The following is a 20,250-nucleotide window of genomic DNA, read 5'->3' on the forward strand; positions in this document are numbered from 1 at the left end:
CCGGCCGCCGCGCCTTTCACCGAACCCTCACCATGCGCGCCTCACCACGTGAGCTTCACCCCGCCATAGGCGCCGAAGCCGGGGGCGAGGAAGCCGTTGGGGTTTTCGTAGGTCTGGTTGAACAGATTGTCGATGCGCCCGAACACGGTGGTGGCGGCATTGAGCCGGTAGTTCGCCGCCAGATTCACCACCGTGTAGCCGGGCTGGTCGATGTAGTTCGAGGTGAGGCGCACGATGTCCCACCAGGAGGACGCATAGACGAGGCTTGCCGCCAGATCGAGTTCGTCGGTCGGCCGCCAGCCCAGCGTCAGGCTCACCTTGTTGTTGGGCCGGCGCAGGGGATAGCAGGAGGTGGCATCGATGGGCGCGCAGGCGGCGCCGAAGGGCTGGCCGGGCGGCACATAGCCCACGACGTTGGTGTAGGTGTAGTCCACCCGCGCATCGATGCGGTCCGTCACCTTCACCGCCACGAACGCCTCCACACCCTGCGACACGGCGCTGGAGATGTTGACGTTCTGGTACGTCACCGGATCGTAGCTGATGAGGTTGGTGATGTTGTTGTGGAAGTATGTCACCCCGAACAGCACGCGCTCGCCGAACGCCTTCTGCTCGAAGCCCGCATCCCAGCCCTCGCTCTCCTCCGGCTGGAGGCTCGCATTGCCGTAATAGGGCGCATAGAGCTGGTAGAGGGTCGGCGCCTTGAAGCCGGTGCCGTAGCTCGCCTTCAGCTTGGTGCCCGTCTCGTCGAACAGCAGCGCCGGGGCGAGACGGAAGGTGGTGTGGTCGCCGAAGCTGTCGTCCGCGTCGTAGCGCACGTTGGCGGCGAAGAAGAGCCGGTTCCAGAGGTTGCCCTGATACTCGGCGTAGACGCCCGTGTCGCCGGTGGAGGCATCCACAGCGGTATAGGCGGTGGAGGAGGTCATGGCCTCGTTCCGCCGCTCGGCGCCCACCAGCAGGTTCTGGCCCGGCGCCACCAGATAGTTGGAGCGGACATAATAGACCTGCCGGTCGCCGTCATAGGTGCCGTTCACGTCCGGATTCGGCCCCACCGTGGGGCTCGACGAGGTCATCTCGCTGGCGCCGAAGGTCGTGACGAGGGCGCCGTCCAGCGCGGTCCACACGCCCTCCCCCTTGGTGAAGAACATGCCCGTATAGGCCGTGGACCGTAGCGCCGCCGGAAGGCCTTCGTAGGTGGGCGGGGGATAAGTATCCGGCGTGAAGGCGAGGCTGGTGTCGATGTAGCGCGCGACGAAATTCACCGCGAACGTCTCGGTGGCCTGCCAGTCCAGCCGGGTGGAATAGGTCCAGTTGTCGTAGGCGTTGGGATTGCGCGGCCAGATGGGCGGGCCGACGGTCTGCGGCGTCACCGGAATATCGGTGGAGGAGAAGTGGGTGACGTTGAACGAATAGGCGAGCTTTTCGGTGGAGCCGGTGAGGCTCGCATACTGGTTGAAGGTGCCGAGCGCGCCGCCCTCCACATAGGCCGTCACCTTGGGCGGCCCCTCCCCCTTCTTGGTGGTGATGGAGATGACGCCGCCGATGGCGTCCGAGCCATAAAGGCCGGACTGCGGGCCGCGCAGCACCTCCACCCGTTCGAGATCGGAGGCGAGCAGCTTGCCGAAATCGAAGGCGCCGTTGGTAGCGGCCGGGTTGCCAGCGTCGATGCCGTCGATCAGCACCTTCACATGGTTGGAATTGGTGCCCCGGATGAACACCGAGGTGGTGCCGCCCGGACCGCCCGTCTGCACCACGTTGAGGCCGGGTAGGGATTGCAGCACGTCCGGCAGGGTGCGCTGCTGGTTGCGGGCGATGTCCTGCTCCGTGACGATGCTGACGGAACTCGCCACCTCGGTTTCGGGTGTGGGGATGCCGGTGGCGCTGACGACGATGGTGGGTAGATCGCCGGCATTCTGGTCGTCCGCCGTCTGGGCACGGGCGGGGGGAACGCAGGCAAGCGGGACACAGGCGAGCGTGAGCAAGGCCGCGGCCGGCAGGGCGCGGCGAGATCGGGAGTGAACGGCGGACGGCATGAGGAAACTCGACGGCACGGGTGGTCCGTCACCGCGAACGAGGCATCCCGGCCGCGGCAGGCCGGAAAAACCGCCATCAGGAGAACCCCGCCCGACGTGCTCGCGCATGACCACGGCTGACGGCAGGTCTCCTGGCTCGCGGGTCATCGCCCTTGCTGCCGCCTTCCCAGGTCGTGCGACCCAGTGGCTGATGGCAGAGGACTCGCCACTTACAGTTGCGGGGGCAGCCACGGCATTTCCGGCAAGACCGGAGCACCGCGTTCCCTTTTGATCCCTTGCGGGAACCGTCGGTCCGACCATAGGCGGCGGCCGGACCCCGCGTCAACGAATCCTTCGCAAGCGCGAAAGCCTGAGAGCAACTGCGGGAAGACCGCGCCGGACGGCGTATCGCCCGATCACATCTTGCTCATTGCTTCAAAAATGCGTGGTCCGAAATCACGCGACATCCGTATCGCGAGGGCGCGGCTGCCTGCAAAAACGGCAGCAGCAAAGGCCGCACCCAACATTCCGCTAGGTTATGGTGGCGCACCCCGCTCAATTCGCTTAAACGATTGAGAGCCGCGCCGCCAACGAGCGGGCGGGTACTACCAAAGTATAATAACCGAATAATCGGGAACACAGGGAGTAGAAGATGCGACTGAGGAGCATGGTCGCGGCTTTGGCCGCAGGCGTTGCCGTTTTCGGGCTTGCCGTTTCCGGCGCAGCTTACGCCGCCGACCCCATCAAGATCGGCCTCACCGGCCCCTTCACCGGCGGCTCGTCTTCCATGGGCGTCAGCATGCGCGATGGCGTGAAGCTCGCCGTGGAAGAGGTCAACAAGGCCGGCGGCGTGCTGGGCCGTCCCCTCCAGCTCGTCGAGCGCGACGACGAGGCGAAGAACGAGGTGGGCGTGCAGATCGCCCAGGAGCTGATCAACAAGGAAGGCGTGGTCGCTACCCTCGGCTACATCAACACCGGCGTCGCCCTCGCCTCCCAGCGCTTCTATCAGGAAGCCGAGATTCCGGTCATCAACAACGTGGCCACCGGCACCCTGATCTCCAAGCAGTTCGTGCCGCCGGACAACAAGAACAACTACATCTTCCGCACCTCCGCCAATGACGCCATCCAGAGCGCCATGATCGCCGAGGAAGCGGTGAAGCGGCAGGGCTTCAAGAAGCCGGCCATCCTCGCCGATAGCACCAATTACGGCCAGCTTGGCCGCGCCGATCTGGTGAAGGCGCTCGCCACCATGGGCGTGAAGCCGGTCGCCGAAGAGAAGTTCAACATCGGCGACACCGACATGACCGCGCAGCTGCTGCGCGCCAAGGAAGCCGGCGCCGACGTGGTGCTGACCTACGCCATCGGCCCCGAGCTGGCGCAGATCGCCAACGGCATGGCCAAGCTCGGCTGGAAGGTGCCGATGATCGGCTCGTGGACGCTGTCCATGGCCAACTTCATCGACACCGCCGGTGCCAACGGCAACGGCGCGATGATGCCGCAGACCTTCATCCAGCTGCCGGATACCCCCAAGCGCAAGGCGTTCATCGAGGCCTACCAGGCCGCCTACAAGATCGACCGCATGCCCTCGCCGGTCTCGGCCGCGCAGGGCTATGACTCGGTGCTGCTGCTCGCCGCCGCCATCAAGCAGGCGGGCTCCACCGACGGCCGCAAGGTCCGCGAGGCGCTGGAAAACCTCAACACCAAGGTCGAGGGCGTCGTGACCGTCTACGACAAGCCCTTCTCCGCCACCGACCACGAGGCCATCACCTCGAACATCCCGGTGTTCGGCCTCGTCAAGGACGGCCGCGTGGTGGCCGCCCACCCCGAAGACATCGCCGGCGACAAGGCGGTGCGGGTGAAGACCAAGAACTGAGGCGAGGGCTCGGGTTCCGGGTGGCGCCCCACCGCACCGTCATTCCCCGGCTTGTCCGGGGAATCCACGGATAGGCCGGGGGCGCTGCCGGACCGGATGGAGCCGGCCAAGCGGCGCAGTGGATGCCCCGGAACCCGGCTGTTGCCGGGTTCCGACGCCAGAGACGGAAATCGGCAACAGCCGACTTCCGGCCAAGCCGGGGCATGACGGCACTGGGTGGAGGGTCGGCTTCGTCACCCCCGACCGCCACCCCTCCCCACTCGCCCACACACCATTCGGATCGCCGCGCCAACGAGCGCGGCGGCCGGTTTGCCCGGAACCCTGCCCCGACGCGGGGGCCGCGCCCCCTTCCGGAGACCGTCATGAACATCCTGTCGCAGCTCATCGTGAGCGGCATCGCCGTGGGCATGATCTACGGCGTCATCGCCTTCAGCTACCAGCTCACCTTCGCCACCTCGAAAACCCTGAACTTCGGCCAGGGCGAGGCCCTGATGCTGGGGGCTCTGGTGGGCCTCACCACCATCAATTTCCTCATCGGCCAGGCGCTCGGCACGCTCTGGGCCTATCTGCTCATGCTGCCCATCGTCTTCGCCTTCGGCCTCGCGCAGGGCGCGGTGGTGGAATGGCTCGGCGTGCGGCAGGCGGTGAAGGCGAAGTCCGAAGCCGGCTGGATCATGGCGACCATCGCGCTGGGCATCATCTTCCGCAATCTCGCCGAGAACATCTGGGGCCGCGATGCGCTGCGCTTCCCCTCCCCGCTGCCCGAGGCTGCCCTCACCATCGGGCCGGTGCGCATCCAGCCCATGGAGATCGCCATCGTCATCGGCGCCCTCGCCATCATGCTGGCGGTGGAAATCTTCAACCGGCGGTCCATCTTCGGCAAGGCCGTGGTGGCCACGGCCAATGACCGCGACGCGGCGGGCCTGATGGGCATCGACACGCGGCGCGTCATCACCTTCTCCTACGCGCTCTCCTCCATGACCGCGGCCTTCGCCGGCGTGCTCATCGCCCCCGTCACCCTCACCGGCGCCACCATGGGCGCGGTGCTGGGGCTGAAGGCGTTCGCGGTGGCCATCATCGGCGGCCTGTCGAGCGGCATGGGCGTCATCGTCGGCGGCCTCATCCTCGGCATCACCGAGACGCTCACCGGCTACTACATCTCCACCGGATACAAGGACGTGCCCGGCCTCGTCCTGCTGCTGCTGGTGCTCTCGCTGAAGCCCTCGGGCCTGTTCGGCCGCGCCACCATCAAGAAGGTCTGAGCCCCATGCTCGCGCGCCGCCTCCTCTCCTCCACGGGGTCGCTCCTCGGCCTCGCGGTGCTCGTCGTGCTGCCCTTCGTGGTGACGAGCCCCTATTACCTGCACCTGCTCGTCACCATCGCCATCTTCTCGATCCTGCTGCTCGGGCTCGACGTGGTGTTCGGCTATACGGGCGAGGTGTCCATCGGCCATGCCGCGCTGTTCGGCATCGGCGCCTACACGGCCGGCTGCCTCGCCATGCATTTCGGCATCGGCTTCTGGCCGGCGCTGCCGCTGGCGATCGTCGTCGCCTCGCTGTTCGGTGTGGTGCTGGCGCTGCCGGCGCTGCGCGTCACCGGCCCCTATCTCGCCATGGTGACGCTGGCCTTCGGCACCATCGTGCAGATCCTCATCAACGAGATGACGGACCTCACCAACGGGCCGCTCGGCATCAAGCTGACGACGCCGCTCTTCATCGACCTGCGCTCGCTGGGCGACACCATTCCGCTGTTCGACATGTCGCTCAAGCGCATGAAGGAAGTGGAATATTACTACATCGCCGCCATCGCGCTGGTGCTGACCCTCATCGTCATCAACCGCATCCTCGCCTCCCACCTCGGCCGGGCGTTCGAGGCGCTGCGCGACAGCCCCATCGCGTCGGACTGCATGGGCGTGTCGGTCTACAAGCACAAGGTGCTGGCCTTCGTGGTCTCCGCCGGCCTCGCCGGGCTCGCGGGGGCGCTGTTCGCCTATTCGGAGCAGTATATCGCGCCGAACAATTTCGGCTTCGAGCTGTCCGTGCAGTTCCTGCTGGCGGTCACGGTGGGCGGGCGCAAGTCGCGGCTGGGGCCCATCCTCGGTGCGGTCATCATCGTGTTCCTGCCGAACCTCCTCTCCGACATCGAATTGTTCCGCTACATCGCCGGCACCATCGCGCTCATCGCCGTCATCGCTGGCGCGCGGGCCTTCGTGAAAGACCCGGAGAACCGGGTGCGCAACGCCATCCCCGTGGTGCTGTGCCTCGCCTTCTTCGCCTTCTCGCTGCTGCTGCAGAAGATCACGGACTACAAGCTCGCCGTGTTCGGCGTGATGATCCTGTTCGTGGTCTATTACCTGCCGGAGGGCATCGTCGGCTTCCTCAAGCGCGCTGCCGCCCAGCTCTGGCCGAGCCTCGTGCAGGCCCACGCGGTCATCCATGCCGATACCCACGGCAAGGCCGTCACCGCCTCGCACGAAGGCCATTCCGGCGTGCTGCTCCACGTGGACAATGTGGTGATGCAGTTCGGCGGCCTGAGGGCGCTGGATCAGGTGTCCATCGAGGTGAAGCCCGGCAGCATCCATGGCCTCATCGGCCCGAACGGCTCGGGCAAGAGCACCATGATGAACGTGCTCACCGGCATCTACGTGCCCACCGCCGGTGCCGTCCGGTTCAAGGGGCAGGCGATGACCGGCAAGACCTCCTCCGACATCGCCAGCGAGGGCATCGCGCGCACCTTCCAGAACGTCCAGCTCTTCGCCGAGCTGACGCTGATCGAGAACGTGCTGGTGGGTCTCCACCACACCTATCAGGCGACCTTCGCCGAGGTGGCGCTGGGCCTGCCGCGCATCCGGCGAGAGGAGAAGGCGGCGCGCGAGCGGGCCATGAGCCTCCTCCACTTCGTCGGCCTCGCGGACCTCGCCAACGAGGAGGCGCGCAACCTGCCCTACGGCAAGCAGCGCCTCCTGGAGATCGCCCGCGCGCTGGCGCTCGACCCCGCATTGCTGCTGCTCGACGAGCCCGCCGCCGGCCTCACCGCGCCTGATATCAAGCACCTCGTGGAGATCATCAAGAAGGTGCGCCACGCGGGGCTCACCATCGTGCTCATCGAGCATCACATGGATGTGGTGATGGGCCTGTGCGACACGGTGACGGTGCTCGATTTCGGCCAGAAGATCGCCGAGGGCAAGCCGGCCGAGGTGCAGGCCAACGAGCGCGTCATCGAGGCCTATCTCGGCGGCGCCGCCGCTGCGGCGGAATGAGGAGATCGCCATGCTCGAAGTGAACGATCTCGTCGCCGGCTACGGCAAGGTGAAGGTGCTGCACGGCCTCTCCCTGAAGGTGGAGGAAGGCCGGCTCGTCACCCTCATCGGCTCCAACGGCGCCGGCAAGACCACCACGCTGCGTGCCATCTCCGGCATGATCGTGCCGGAATCGGGCACGGTGCGCCTCGCCGGGGAGGATCTCACCGGCCAGCCCTCCTTCAAGATCACCAAGAAGGGCCTCGCCCACTCGCCCGAGGGGCGGCGCGTGTTCCCCACCCAGAGCGTGAAGGACAACCTTCTGCTCGGCGCCTTCCCCCGCCTCACCGGGGCGCGGGAGCGCGGCGACGTGGAGGGCGACCTCGACCGCATGTTCGCGCTCTTCCCGCGCCTTGCCGAGCGCCGCGCGCAGCTTGCCGGCACCCTCTCCGGCGGCGAACAACAGATGCTCGCCATGGCCCGCGCGCTGATGCTGAACCCGCGCGTGCTGCTTCTGGACGAGCCCTCCATGGGCCTCGCCCCGCGCCTCGTGGCGGAGGTGTTCGCCACCATCGCGCGGCTCAAGGAGCAGAAGATTACCATGCTGCTGGTGGAGCAGTTCGCCGCCGCCGCGCTGGAGGTGGCCGACTTCGGCTATGTGCTGGAAAACGGCCGCGTCGCCGCCAAGGGCCCGGCCGAAGCCCTGCGCAACGACGCCGCCGTGCGCGCCGCCTATCTCGGCCACGCCCATTGAGATCGTTGGACCGCACCAACCTGTAACGGCAATTATCCCTACCTCGGTAGCGTTCCGGGTGCCATGAAGCTAGGCTTTGGCATCCGGGGCGCAGCGGGCGATCGCCCGGAACGGGGGATGGGGATGCGGCGACTGTTGGCGGCGGCTCTGGTGGTGCTGTCTTGTGGCGGCGCGGCGCACGCGTCCGACATCAAGGTCACGGGCGTGTCCGTGAACGGGGTCAACGCGGCCCTGCTGATGCCGCCCAAGCCCCATGGGGCCGTGGTGCTGCTGGCCGGTAGCGATGGCCATATCGGGGTCGGCGCCGACGGCAGCATCGCCCGTGGCGGCAACCAGCTGGTGCGGACCCGCAACGCCTATGCCGCGCGAGGCCTTGCGGTTCTTGTACCCGAGGGGGATGTGAACGTGGCGGCAGCCGTCGAGATGATGGCGCACTACGGCCCCGTCACCCTCATCGCCACCAGCCGGGGCACCCAAAGGGCCGCCCGTGGCATCGCGGCAGGTGCCCGCCCTGCGAAGCTGGTGCTGACCTCCGGATTTCTCAGCGACGCCTCCGGCGACCGCGAGAACGTGGCGAACATCCTCGGATCGCCGGCCGCCCTGCCCCCGACCCTCGTGATCGAGCATCGGCAGGACGGCTGCAAGCGGACGCTGCCGGCGGGAGTCGAGCCCTTCCTGGCCTGGGCGAAGGGCAAGGCGCGCGTGGTGTGGCTGGACGGCGGCCAGAGCGAGGGGAACCCCTGCGAAGCCATGGCCTACCACGGTTTCAACGGCATCGACGGGGACGTGGTGGCTGCGGCGGCCGCGTTCGCGCGGTAGGGCCGCGCTCGTTCCGGCGCGCCCGACCCACCGATCTGAGATGGCATGAGGGGCGCCCCAATGGGCGCCCTTTTTGTGTGTCCGGAAGCGCTCCGGCCCCGCGCTTTTCTTTATGCGATTTTTATTCTGGCCCCGAGCGGCCCGTCTCGAATCTTTATGCGCAAGGTGACACCTTTCCCTCGCTGAGCGGCGCCGTGTGAAAGCTCCCATGCGCTGCGGCCGACCGCAACGCAGGTCTTCCCGCGTCTTCGCGGCCCGACACCTTTAGAGGCTCAGGTCTCATGCTCGACATTCTGATGCTCGCCTTGGCGGCCGGTCTTTTCGCCCTGGCCATCGGCTACGGCTACGCCTGCGAGCGGCTCTAGCGCCGGCCGAATACAGGCCGCACTTGCCGCCGTATCGAAGGAAAACTCCATGACCCTCGATTTTGCTCTGGGAGGCCTCATCACGCTGGGCCTCCTCTTCTACCTCACCCTCGCGCTGCTGAAGCCCGAGCGGTTCTGAGGAGGCCCCGATGACCCTCAATGGCTGGATCCAGATCGCCCTCTTCTGCGCGATCATCCTTGCGCTCACCCCGCTGCTTGGCGGCTACATGACCCGCGTGTTCGCGGGCGAGCGCACCTTCCTCTCCCCCGTCCTTCGCCCGGTGGAAGGCGCCCTCTATGCCCTCGCCGGCGTGGACCCGAAGCGTGAGCAGACGTGGCTCGGCTACACCCTCGCCATGCTGGTGTTCCACGTGGCCGGCTTCCTCATGCTCTATGCGATCCTGCGCCTGCAGGACCTCCTGCCGCTGAACCCGCAGGAGATGGCGGGGATGCCGCCGGACCTGTCGCTGAACACGGCCGTCAGCTTCCTCACCAACACCAACTGGCAGAACTACGGCGGCGAGAGCACGCTGAGCTATCTCGCGCAGATGCTGGGGCTGACCCACCAGAACTTCCTCTCCGCCGCCACCGGCATCGCGTTGGCGGTGGCGCTGATCCGCGGCTTCTCCCGCGCGTCGGCGCAGACGGTGGGGAATTTCTGGGTGGATGTCACCCGCTGCACCCTCTACGTGCTGCTGCCGCTCTGCATCCCCTACACCCTGTTCCTGGTGTGGCAGGGCATCCCGCAGACGCTCGGCCCCTATGTGGACGCGACCACGCTGGAAGGCGCGAAGCAGACCATCGCGGTCGGCCCCGTGGCCTCGCAGGTGGCCATCAAGATGCTCGGCACCAATGGCGGCGGCTTCTTCAACGCCAATGCCGCCCACCCGTTCGAGAACCCCACCGCGCTCTCCAACTTCGTGCAGATGCTCTCCATCTTCGCGCTGGGCGCCGGCCTGACGAACGTGTTCGGCCGCATGGTGGGCGACGTGCGCAAGGGCTGGGCGATCCTCGCCGCCATGGGCGTCATCTTCGTGGCGGGCGTCGCCGTCACCTACTGGGCGGAGGCGGCCGGCACACCGGGGCTGAACGCGCTGGGGCTGACGGGTGGCAACATGGAAGGCAAGGAGGTGCGCTTCGGCATCGTCGCGTCCGCCCTGTTCGCCGTCATCACCACCGCCGCCTCCTGCGGCGCGGTCAACGCCATGCACGACAGCTTCACGGCGCTCGGCGGCATGATCCCGCTCATCAACATGGAGCTGGGCGAGATCATCGTCGGCGGCGTGGGCGCGGGCCTCTACGGCATGCTGCTGTTCGTGGTGGTGGCCATGTTCGTGGCCGGCCTCATGGTGGGCCGCACGCCCGAATATGCCGGCAAGAAGATCGAGGCCAAGGAGGTGAAGATGGCCATGCTCGCCATCCTCGTCCTGCCCCTGATGATGCTCGGCTGGACCGCGGTCGCGACGGTGCTGCCGGGAACGGTGGCCGCCATCAGCAATCCCGGCCCGCACGGCTTCTCCGAGATCCTCTACGCCTTCACCTCGGCGACGGCGAACAACGGCTCGGCCTTCGCCGGCCTCTCCGGCAACACGCCCTTCTACAATGTGACGCTTGCCGTCTCCATGTTCATCGGCCGCTTCATGATGATCGTGCCGGCCATGGCGCTGGCGGGATCGCTGGCGGCGAAGAAGACCGTGCCGGCCTCGGCGGGCACCTTCCCCACCCATGGCGGGCTGTTCGTCGGGCTGCTGGTGGGCGTCATCCTCATCGTCGGCGGCCTCACCTTCTTCCCGGCGCTCGCGCTCGGGCCGATCGTGGAGCACCTGGCGGCCGTAGCCGGCCAGACCTTCGGGGGCTGAGATGGCACGCCGCGCCCCACCCGCGCGGGCTCCGGCCCTGCGCACCTCCGAACTCATCCTCCTTTTGACCCTCGCCGCCTTCGTCCTCGTCGCCGCCGTCCAGATGGTGGCGCTCGTTGTCGGCAAACCCTGATTTCCGGGAGCCATCCATGGCCAAGCCCCGTTCCAGCAGCATCCTCGACCCGGCCATCCTGGTGCCGGCCATCGGCGCATCGTTCAAGAAGCTCGATCCGCGCGCGATGGTGAAGAACCCGGTGATGTTCGTGGTGGAGGTGGTCGCCCTCCTCACCACAATCCTCTTCGTGCGTGACCTCGCGACGGGAGGGAGCGGCCTCGGCTTCTCCTTCCAGATCATCCTGTGGCTGTGGTTCACCGTGCTGTTCGCCAATTTCGCGGAAGCCGTGGCGGAAGGGCGCGGCAAGGCGCAGGCGGATTCGCTCCGCCGCACCCGCACGCAGACGCAGGCGAAGCTCCTCACCGGCACCGGCATTGACTGGCAGGAGGTGCCCGGCACCTCCCTCAAGGTCGGCGACGTGGTGCTGGTGGAGCCGGGCGACGTCATCCCCTCCGACGGCGAGGTGGTGGAGGGCGTCGCCTCGGTGAACGAGGCGGCCATCACTGGCGAGAGCGCCCCGGTGATCCGCGAGAGCGGCGGCGACCGCTCGGCCGTCACCGGCGGCACCACGGTCATCTCCGACCACATCAAGGTGCGCATCACGGCGGCGGCGGGCTCCACCTTCCTCGATCGCATGATCCATCTCGTGGAGGGCGCCGAGCGGCAGAAGACGCCCAACGAGATCGCCCTCAACATCCTGCTCGCGGGCATGACGCTGATCTTCGTCTTCGCCACCGCCTCCATCCCGAGCTTCGCCGCCTATGCGGGGGGCACCATCTCCGTGGTCGTGCTGGTGGCGCTGTTCGTGACGCTGATCCCCACCACCATCGGCGCGCTGCTCTCGGCCATCGGCATCGCCGGCATGGACCGGCTGGTGCGCTTCAACGTGCTCGCCATGTCCGGCCGCGCCGTGGAGGCGGCGGGCGACGTGGACACCCTGCTCCTCGACAAGACCGGCACCATCACCCTGGGCAACCGGCAGGCGGCGGAATTCCGCCCCGTGCGCGGCGTGAGCCCGCAAGAGCTGGCGGATGCCGCGCAGCTCGCCTCCCTCGCCGACGAGACGCCCGAGGGTCGCTCCATCGTGGTGCTGGCCAAGGAGAAATACGCCATCCGCGGCCGCGACATGGCCACCCTCAACGCCCATTTCGTGCCCTTCACCGCCCAGACCCGCATGAGCGGCGTGGATGTGGACGGCGCGGTGATCCGCAAGGGCGCGGTGGACGCCATCCTCAAGGATCTCCAGGCGTCCGGCGCGGGCACCCGTCCCCTCTCGCCGGAGACGCTGCGCGAGGTGCAGGCCATCGCCGAGGAGATCGGCAAGGCCGGCGGCACCCCGCTCGCCGTCGCACGGGACGGCAAGGTGCTGGGCGTCATCTACCTGAAGGACATCGTGAAGGGCGGCATCCGCGAGCGCTTCGCCGAATTGCGCCGCATGGGCATCCGCACGGTGATGATCACCGGCGACAACCCGCTGACCGCCGCCGCCATCGCCGCCGAGGCGGGCGTGGACGACTTCCTCGCCGAGGCCACCCCCGAGGCGAAGCTGAAGCTCATCCGCGACGAACAGGCCAAGGGCAAGCTCGTGGCCATGTGCGGCGACGGCACCAACGACGCCCCGGCGCTCGCCCAGGCGGATGTGGGGGTCGCCATGAACACCGGCACGGTGGCCGCCCGCGAGGCCGGCAACATGGTGGATCTCGACAGCGACCCGACCAAGCTCATCGAGATCGTGGAGATCGGCAAGGCGCTGCTGATGACGCGCGGATCGCTCACCACCTTCTCCATCGCCAACGACGTGGCGAAGTATTTCGCCATCATCCCGGCCATGTTCGTGGCCTTCTACCCGCAGCTCGGCGCGCTGAACGTGATGGGGCTCGCGTCGCCGCAGAGCGCCATCCTCTCGGCCATCATCTTCAACGCGCTCATCATCATCGCCCTCATTCCGCTGGCGCTGAAGGGGGTGAAGTTCCGGCCCATCGGCGCGGCGGCGCTGCTCCAGCGGAACCTGCTCATCTATGGCCTCGGCGGGATCGTGGTGCCGTTCGCCGGCATCAAGCTGATCGACGTGGCCGTCACCGCCCTGCACCTCGTCTGAGGAGAGCCCATCATGCTCAACACTCTTCGCCCCGCCTTCGTGCTTCTCGTGCTGCTGACGGGGATCACCGGCCTCGCCTACCCCCTCGCCATGACCGGCGCCGCGCAGGTGCTGTTCCCCGTTGAGGCCAATGGCAGCCTCATCGAGAAGAACGGCACCGTGGTCGGCTCCGCCCTCATTGGCCAGAACTTCTCGTCCGACCGCTACTTCCACGGCCGGCCCTCCGCCACCACCGGCGCCGACCCGGCGGATGCCTCCAAGACCGTGCCGCAGCCCTACAACGCCGCCAATTCCATGGGCTCGAACCTCGGCCCCACCAATCCCGCCCTCATGGACCGGGTGAAGGGCGACATGGCGGCCCTGAAGGCCGAGAATCCCGGCGCGGCGGTGCCTATCGATCTCGTCACCACCTCCGCCTCCGGACTCGATCCGGACATCTCGCCGGAGGCCGCCCTGTTCCAGGTACCGCGCATCGCCAAGGCGCGCGGCCTTAACGAGGACGTGCTGCGCCGGCTGGTGGCGCACGAGACCGAGGCGCCCACCTTCGGCCTCCTCGGCGAGCCCAAGGTGAACGTGCTCGCCCTCAATCTGGCGCTGGACCGCTTCGCCGGCGCAAAATAGAACAGGCGGGGCCGGAGCGGCCCGGCCGGGAGACGGCAATGCCCGAAGAGCGCGAGAGCGACAACCGCCCCTCGCCGGACGCCCTCCTGAAGGAGGCGCAGCGGGAGAGCCGTGGCCAGTTGAAGATCTTCCTCGGCGCCGCACCCGGCGTCGGGAAGACCTACGAGATGCTCGCCTCCGGCCGCACCCGCCTGAACGACGGCGCCGACGTGGTGATCGGCGTGGTGGAGACCCACGGCCGCAAGGAAACACAGGCGCTGGTGGAGGGCTTCGAGATCGTCCCCCGCCGCAAGGCCCCCTACAAGGGCCGGATGCTGGAGGAGATGGACCTCGACGCCATCCTCGCCCGCAAGCCCGACCTCGTGCTGGTGGACGAGCTGGCCCACACCAACGCCCCCGACAGCCGCCACGCTAAGCGCTACATGGACGTGGAGGAACTGCTCGCCGCCGGCATCGACGTCTATTCCACGCTGAACATCCAGCATGTGGAGAGCCTGAACGACGTGGTGGCGCAGATCACCCGCATCCGCGTGCGCGAGACGGTGCCCGACGCCATCATCGACCGCGCCGACGAGATCGAGGTGATCGACATCACCCCCACCGATCTCATCCAGCGCCTGCACGACGGCAAGGTCTATGTGCCCGACACCGCCCGGCGCGCGGTGGACAATTACTTCTCCCCCGGCAACCTCACCGCCTTGCGCGAGCTGGCCCTGCGCCGCACCGCCCAGCGCGTGGACGAGCAATTGCTCAGCCACATGCGCGCCCATGCCATCTCCGGCCCTTGGGCGGCGGGGGAGCGGGTGCTGGTCTGCATCAGCGAGGACAAGCGCTGCGCGGCACTGGTGCGCTATTCCAAGCGCCTCGCCGACCGCCTGCGCGCGCCGTGGGTGGCGCTCTATGTGGAAACCCAGCGCAGCTTCCAGCTCGGCGACGCCGAGCGTGACCGCATCGCCGAGGTGCTGCGCCTCGCCGAGCGGCTGGGGGCCGAGGCCGTCACCGTGCCCGGCGGCGCGCACATCGCCGACGACGTGCTGGCCTATGCGCGGTCCGCCAACGTCACCCAGATCGTCATCGGCAAGTCGGACCGCTCCCGCTGGTTCGAGATCCTGCACGGCTCGGTGGTGCATGACCTCGTGCGCCGCTCCGGCAACATCTCGGTGCATGTGATCGCCGGCGATGCCGGGCAGCCGGCCGCGGGGGACACGCGCCCCGCCGCGCCCGTGCCGGTGCGGCGGGAGGTGCGGGCCTATGCGGAAGGCGCGCTGCTCGTCGCCGCCGCGACCCTCGTCGGCCTCGCCCTGCAACGGCTGCTGGGGCTGCAGAACGTCGCCCTCGTCTTCCTCACCGCCGTGCTGGTCAGCGCGGTGCGCTCGGGCCTGTGGCCGGCGCTGGCGACCTCGCTCGCCGCCATGCTGGCGTTCAATTTCTTCTTCATCCCGCCGCTCTACACCTTCACCATCGCCGATCCGGAAAACGTGATCGCGCTGTTCTTCTTCCTGGTGGTGGCGGCCATCGCCAGCAATCTCACGGCGCGGGTGCGCGGGCAGGCACTGGCCGCGCGGGCGCGGGCGAAGACCACGGAAGACCTCTATCTCTTCTCCAAGAAGCTCGCGAGCGCGGTGAGCCTCGACGATTTGCTCTGGGCCACCGCCTTCCAGATCGCCTCCATGCTGAGAGTGCGCGTGGTGATGCTGCTGCCGGAGGACGGCGCGCTCACTGTGAAGGCCGGCTACCCCCCGGAGGACGCCATCGACGCTGCCGACCTCGCCGCCGCCAACTGGACCTATGAGAACAACCGCCCTGCCGGCCGCGGCGCCGATACGCTGCCCGGCGCGCGCCGCCTGTTCCTGCCCATGCACACCGGGCGCGGGGCGGTGGGCGTGGTGGGCATCGACAAGGACAAGGAGGGCTCGCCCCTCTCGCCCGAGGAACGCCGCCTGCTCGACGCCCTCGCCGATCAGGCGGCCCTCGCCGTGGAGCGGGCGAACCTCGTTTCCGACGTGGAAAAGGCGCGGCTGGATGCCGAGACCGACCGGCTGCGCTCGGCCCTTCTCACCTCCATCTCGCATGATCTGAAGACGCCGCTCGCCTCCATCCTCGGCGCGGCGGGCACGCTGAAGAGCTTCGCCGCCGCCCTCAGCGAGGACCAGCGCGGCGAGATGCTGGCGACCATTGAGGAGGAGGCGCTGCGCCTGAACCGCTTCATCGCCAATCTGCTCGACATGACGCGGCTGGAATCCGGCGCCATCGTGCCCAATGCCATGCCCAACGACCTCGCCGAGATCGTCGGCAGCGCCATGCGGCGCGCGGCCTCCATCCTGAAGGACCACCGGGTGGAAATCGACCTTGCGCCGGACCTGCCCATGGTCAACGTCGATCCGGTGCTGTTCGAGCAGGCGCTGTTCAACCTCCTCGACAATGCCGCGAAATACGCACCCGCCGGCTCCCTCGTCTCCCTCCACGGCTGGGCCGAGACCGGACATGTGACGCTGCAGGTGCTGGACGAGGGGCCGGGCATTCCGGCGGACGACGTGGACAAGGTGTTCGACAAGTTCTTCCGCGCCCGCAAGCAGGATCAGGTGCGGGCGGGCACGGGCCTCGGCCTTGCCATCTGCCGCGGCTTCATCGAGGCCATGGGCGGCACCATCGCGGTGGCCAACCGGGCCGATCGTGCCGGCGCCGTCTTCACCATTGCCGTGCCCGCGCAGGCGCTCGCCCCTCTGCTCGAGGCGGCGCCATGAGCGCGCCGGTGAAGCTCCTGGTGGTGGATGACGAGCCGGCCATCCGCCGCCTGCTTGCCACCGGCCTGCCGACCCAGGGCTACGGCGTTGAGAGCGCCGCCACCGGCGCCGAGGCGCTGGCGATGATGGGCGCCGACGCGCCCGATCTCGTCATCCTCGACCTCGGCCTGCCCGACATTCCCGGCCGCGACCTGCTGCGCCGCTGGCGCGAGGCGGGCGTGACCTGCCCCATCATCATCCTCTCCAGCCGCACCGACGAGCCCGGCATCGTGGAAGCGCTGGAGGCGGGGGCGGACGATTACGTCACCAAGCCGTTCGGCATGAACGAACTGGTGGCCCGCATCCGCGTCGCCTTGCGCCACCGCCTCCAGCAGCAGGGCGAGAAGCCGCTCTTCGTGGTGGGCGACCTCTCGGTGGACCTGGTGCGGCGGATCGTGAAGGTGAAGGACCGGGAGGTGAAGCTCTCGCCCAAGGAATACGCCATATTGCGCGTGCTGGTGCAGCACGCGGGCAAGGTGCTCACTCACCATTATCTGCTCTCGCAGGTGTGGGGCGGCAGCCAGGACCTGCAATATCTGCGCGTCTATGTCCGCCAGCTCCGGCAGAAGCTGGAGGACAATCCCGAAAAGCCCCGCTACATCCGCACCGAGACCGGCGTCGGCTATCGCCTCGCCGAGCCGGAGTGAGCATCTTCCTCCAGTGTCATCCCCCGGCTCGTCCGGGGGATCCACCGTGCGGCCAGGACGGCTTTCAGGATGGAGACATGCAGCAAACTGCGGCGTGGATGCCCCGGACAAGCCGGGGCATGACAGTGCCGATGATGAAGATGGCTTAGAGAAGCAATCGGTCCTGACAGCCCTTAAAGCTGCGGGTCGCTCATGCCCAGCAGCGCCGCGAGGAAGACGGCGACGAGCGCCAGCGCCACTTCCAGCCGGCTATTCGCTGCGATGCGGGCAAGGTCCGCGCCCCGTGCGTCCGAGCGGGCGAGGCGCAGGGCGATATGCCGGTTGCGCAAGGCGAGGCAGACGAGGCCGGCGAACACCGTCGCCTTCAGCAAAACCATGCGCCCGTAGATCGTCCCCGGCAGCGCGGCCGCCGTCTCGATATGCAGGATCGCGGCGAGCCCGCCGCCGAGGCCCACCATCAGCACCGCCCCGATGCCGACGCAAGAGAAGCGCCGCAACACGGCGCCCGGCGCCTTGCCCGCGTCATCCGGCGCCCTGGCCCATTGGTCCAGCAAAACGATAAGCGGCAGCAACCCGCCGATCCACACGGCCGCGCCCAAGCCGTGGACGGCGTGCACCGCCACCAGCGCGACCGCCCGCGCGCCTTCGGCTGCGCCGGGATGGCCGAGGAGGCTTTCGCTCGCCATCAGCACCGCCCCCGCCCCGGCGACCGCCGCCAGCCGTCTGCGTCCGCGCAGGACAAGGCAGGCGAGCACGGCAAGGACGAGCACGACAATGCGGAAGGTCATCGCCCGGCCGAAGCCGGTTCCCGTCAGGAAGCCGGAGACGAGGCTCGGGTCGGCGAGGCTCGTCGGCGTGCCGATGATGTCCACCAGCGCTGCCCCCGCCCAGATGAGGGCGGAGACAAGCGCGACCGGCAGCGCACGAAAAACCTTCCGCTCGGCCGCCCGCGACGCCACGGCGCCCGCCGCCCCGGCCCACGCCGGCACGGCATAAAAAACGAACAGTGGCGCCCCCAGCAGCACCAGCCCCGCCGCGAAGTGGGCAAACCGCGCGACGAGGATGACGGGAAACACGTCCACTATTTGCCGACCTGGAAGCCGAAGCTACCCTCGGTCTTGTGGGTGTCCACGGAGACGATCTTCCACTGCACCTTGTAGGCGCCGGCCGGCAGCGACTGCCCCAGCTTCAGCACCAGCGCCTTGGGATCGGCGCCATCCGCCGACGCGCCCGAGGCCACGGCGGCGCCATCCGCCCGGGTCACGACGATGGAGGAAAAGCGGGGCTCCACCGCCTCGCTGAAGACGAGGCGGATCTCGCTGGGGCCGGCAGATACGGTGGTGCCGACGCCCGGCACCGCCTTTTCCAGATGTGCGTGGGCGAAGGCGGCGGTGGCGGACAGGAGGCCGAGGGCCGCTGCGGCGGCGAAGGTTGCGATGCGCTTCATGATGGGTCTCGCGAAAAGGGGATCTCAGGGAAAGAGAGGCTTGCCGATGCCGTTCGGGAAGATGTCGTCCAGGAAGAAGTGCAGCTGGCCGATCACACCCACATGGCTGCCGCTCTGGACATTGATGGGGATCAGCGCCTCAAGCCCCACCTGCACCGCCCCGTTGGACCAGATGACGCCGGGACTGATGGTGCCCGTCGTGATGCGCGCGCCGTCGCCGATGTTGGAGACCGGCGACTGGAAGCTCGCTTCGATGATGGGGGTGAGCTGCTTGATGAAATCCGGCTGCCCGGTCATCTCGCGCACGTTCTGATTGAGGTAGGGCAGGCTGTATTGCAGCGACAGGCCCCAGGTGACCACGCGCGGGTTGGATTCAAAGGTCAGCGGGTCTGTAAGCTGGGTGGGCAGGCCGTAGCCGAGCTGGCCGGTGATGGCGAAGGGCCGCAGCAAGGCGAGGCTGTCCGGCAGGTCGCCGAAGCCCTTGCCGAAATAGAGGTTGGGAGACACGGTGGTGTAGGTGTCCACCACCTTGGAATTGCCGGTGCCGCCCCACTCGATGCTGAGGCCCACCGAGAAGATGAATTCGTGCTCCGCATTGTTGAGGAGCATCGCCTTCAGCGTCGTCTCGATATTGTCGAAGCCCGAATGGCCGGGGCTGTTCTGCAGCCAGCCGCTGCCGATGGAGACGCCCAGCCACGGGGTGATGGTCTTGGCATATTCGAACGAATAGCCGGTGCCGCTGACCCCGTCGCCATCCTTCAGATATTGCACGGTGGGCAGCGCGAGCTCGTCGGCCACGGCCGGATCGTCGAAGGTGAGCGTCGCCGGGAACACGCGGTCGCCCGCGATGCCATGGGCGCTGGCGGACGGGGGATGCGCAGCGAGAAGAAGGCCGGTCAGCGCGCAAAGGCTGACGGCCCCGTGAAGCCTGGTCATGAAAGAATCCTCGTGAGAAACCGAAGGCGCGGGCGAGCGCGCGGGTTCAGGCAGCCGTGATGGCGTTCACGAGGAAGGGCGGTGCGCGCGGCGGCGGCCCGCGCTTGAAGGGAAGCTGTGTGGCGAGCTGCGCGGCGGGAAGATCCGCACGCGCGAGGTGAAATCCGCCCGCGGCCATGAGCGCGACGGCAGCAGGCGGCGGCGCCAGCATGCCGTCCGCGCAGGGACAGGCGATGCAATCCGCGCAACAGGGATGCGACGGGGATTGATCGGGAGCCGAAGGGCCGGCCTGCCCGCTTTCGTGCTCGCACAGGAGGCCGGCGGCAACCAGCCCTTCGACCTGCACCGCATTCCACCTGAGTCCGGCGGCATTGCCCGCCTGCACGAAGGCGGCGATGCCGTTGACCAGCAGCAGCATGGCGAAGAGCAGGCGCAGGATAACGGGCAGGCGCGGCACGACCGCAAGGCGCAAACCCGCGTGCGCGCGTCCGGCTGATCCGGCCGCGCCTCCCCGCGCCTTGCTGCCTCCCCCGCCCCCCATCCGAGCTTGATCCCGTACTGCGTGTGTTCGTTTCCGAAGGTCGCAAGACTACCAGCGATGACGAGCACCGCGCAACCAACGTCCCGTTTCGTCTTGCGACAAGCGGCGAAATACCAGGGAAAAATTGGGAATACCGTCGGGTAAA

Annotated in this window: 17 protein-coding genes and 1 riboswitch; of the genes, 12 read left to right on the forward strand and 5 right to left on the reverse strand. The window is 68.0% G+C overall.

The genetic code is table 11. The annotated features are described in order from the left end of the window. Positions 1-41: 41 nt before the first annotated feature. Positions 42-2,030 carry a TonB-dependent receptor plug domain-containing protein gene (locus tag ACT54R_RS02665; RefSeq protein ID WP_476323255.1) on the reverse strand — a complete coding sequence of 663 codons (1,989 nt, stop codon included), beginning with the start codon at positions 2,028-2,030 and terminating at the stop codon, positions 42-44. 104 nt (positions 2,031-2,134) lie between these two features. After that, positions 2,135-2,334, reverse strand: a riboswitch (cobalamin riboswitch). A gap of 327 nt (positions 2,335-2,661) precedes the next feature. On the opposite strand from ACT54R_RS02665, the gene ACT54R_RS02670 reads away from it, so the two are divergent. The 12 genes from ACT54R_RS02670 (at position 2,662) to ACT54R_RS02725 (ending at position 17,181) form a co-directional block, all read left to right on the forward strand. Beyond that, positions 2,662-3,882, forward strand: a complete 1,221-nt coding sequence (locus ACT54R_RS02670; protein WP_476323258.1) for an ABC transporter substrate-binding protein — start codon at positions 2,662-2,664, stop codon at positions 3,880-3,882. Positions 3,883-4,244: 362 nt separating this feature from the next. Beyond that, a complete protein-coding gene (locus ACT54R_RS02675; RefSeq protein ID WP_168460822.1) occupies positions 4,245-5,144 on the forward strand; it encodes a branched-chain amino acid ABC transporter permease in 900 nt (299 codons plus the stop codon). Between the two features lie 5 nt (positions 5,145-5,149). Continuing rightward, positions 5,150-7,141: a branched-chain amino acid ABC transporter ATP-binding protein/permease gene (locus ACT54R_RS02680; protein ID WP_476323262.1), complete on the forward strand. Its 1,992-nt coding sequence runs from the start codon at positions 5,150-5,152 to the stop codon at positions 7,139-7,141. 10 nt (positions 7,142-7,151) lie between these two features. Next, the gene (locus ACT54R_RS02685; protein ID WP_476323265.1) at positions 7,152-7,874 is read left to right on the forward strand and encodes an ABC transporter ATP-binding protein; all 723 of its coding nucleotides are present in this window, start codon (positions 7,152-7,154) and stop codon (positions 7,872-7,874) included. Positions 7,875-7,997: 123 nt separating this feature from the next. Beyond that, positions 7,998-8,693: an alpha/beta hydrolase gene (locus tag ACT54R_RS02690; RefSeq protein ID WP_476323268.1), complete on the forward strand. Its 696-nt coding sequence runs from the start codon at positions 7,998-8,000 to the stop codon at positions 8,691-8,693. Positions 8,694-9,107: 414 nt separating this feature from the next. Next, the gene (locus tag ACT54R_RS02695; protein ID WP_394028108.1) at positions 9,108-9,197 is read left to right on the forward strand and encodes a K(+)-transporting ATPase subunit F; all 90 of its coding nucleotides are present in this window, start codon (positions 9,108-9,110) and stop codon (positions 9,195-9,197) included. Positions 9,198-9,207: 10 nt separating this feature from the next. Next, positions 9,208-10,917: a potassium-transporting ATPase subunit KdpA gene (gene kdpA / locus ACT54R_RS02700; RefSeq protein ID WP_476323272.1), complete on the forward strand. Its 1,710-nt coding sequence runs from the start codon at positions 9,208-9,210 to the stop codon at positions 10,915-10,917. 1 nt (position 10,918) lies between these two features. Next, positions 10,919-11,050, forward strand: coding sequence for a hypothetical protein (locus ACT54R_RS02705; protein WP_476323275.1), 132 nt, complete (start codon positions 10,919-10,921; stop codon positions 11,048-11,050). 16 nt (positions 11,051-11,066) lie between these two features. Continuing rightward, positions 11,067-13,130, forward strand: a complete 2,064-nt coding sequence (gene kdpB, locus ACT54R_RS02710; protein ID WP_476323277.1) for a potassium-transporting ATPase subunit KdpB — start codon at positions 11,067-11,069, stop codon at positions 13,128-13,130. A gap of 12 nt (positions 13,131-13,142) precedes the next feature. Next, positions 13,143-13,751: a K(+)-transporting ATPase subunit C gene (locus ACT54R_RS02715; RefSeq protein WP_476323280.1), complete on the forward strand. Its 609-nt coding sequence runs from the start codon at positions 13,143-13,145 to the stop codon at positions 13,749-13,751. Positions 13,752-13,789: 38 nt separating this feature from the next. After that, a complete protein-coding gene (locus tag ACT54R_RS02720; RefSeq protein WP_476323283.1) occupies positions 13,790-16,495 on the forward strand; it encodes a DUF4118 domain-containing protein in 2,706 nt (901 codons plus the stop codon). Next, the gene (locus tag ACT54R_RS02725; protein ID WP_476323286.1) at positions 16,492-17,181 is read left to right on the forward strand and encodes a response regulator transcription factor; all 690 of its coding nucleotides are present in this window, start codon (positions 16,492-16,494) and stop codon (positions 17,179-17,181) included. Before ACT54R_RS02720 ends, ACT54R_RS02725 begins: the two co-directional genes overlap by 4 nt. Before the next feature lie 173 nt (positions 17,182-17,354). On the opposite strand, the gene ACT54R_RS02730 is transcribed toward ACT54R_RS02725, so the two are convergent. From ACT54R_RS02730 to ACT54R_RS02745, 4 genes are read right to left on the reverse strand one after another with little or no spacing between them, the layout of a single operon-like run. Then, the gene (locus tag ACT54R_RS02730; RefSeq protein WP_476323289.1) at positions 17,355-18,263 is read right to left on the reverse strand and encodes a CopD family protein; all 909 of its coding nucleotides are present in this window, start codon (positions 18,261-18,263) and stop codon (positions 17,355-17,357) included. After that, positions 18,263-18,628 (reverse strand): copper homeostasis periplasmic binding protein CopC, encoded by a 366-nt coding sequence (copC, locus tag ACT54R_RS02735; RefSeq protein ID WP_476323292.1) that lies wholly within the window; start codon positions 18,626-18,628, stop codon positions 18,263-18,265. The genes ACT54R_RS02730 and copC overlap by 1 nt, the downstream gene beginning before the upstream one ends. A 24-nt stretch (positions 18,629-18,652) precedes the next feature. Beyond that, complete coding sequence (locus ACT54R_RS02740; protein ID WP_476323295.1) at positions 18,653-19,564, reverse strand: hypothetical protein; 912 nt, start codon at positions 19,562-19,564, stop codon at positions 18,653-18,655. 46 nt (positions 19,565-19,610) lie between these two features. After that, on the reverse strand, positions 19,611-20,036 hold the full coding sequence (locus tag ACT54R_RS02745; RefSeq protein ID WP_476323298.1) for a hypothetical protein: 426 nt from the start codon (positions 20,034-20,036) through the stop codon (positions 19,611-19,613). Positions 20,037-20,250 lie beyond the last annotated feature (214 nt).

It is taken from the genome of Xanthobacter sp. DMC47 (genome assembly GCF_056313845.1).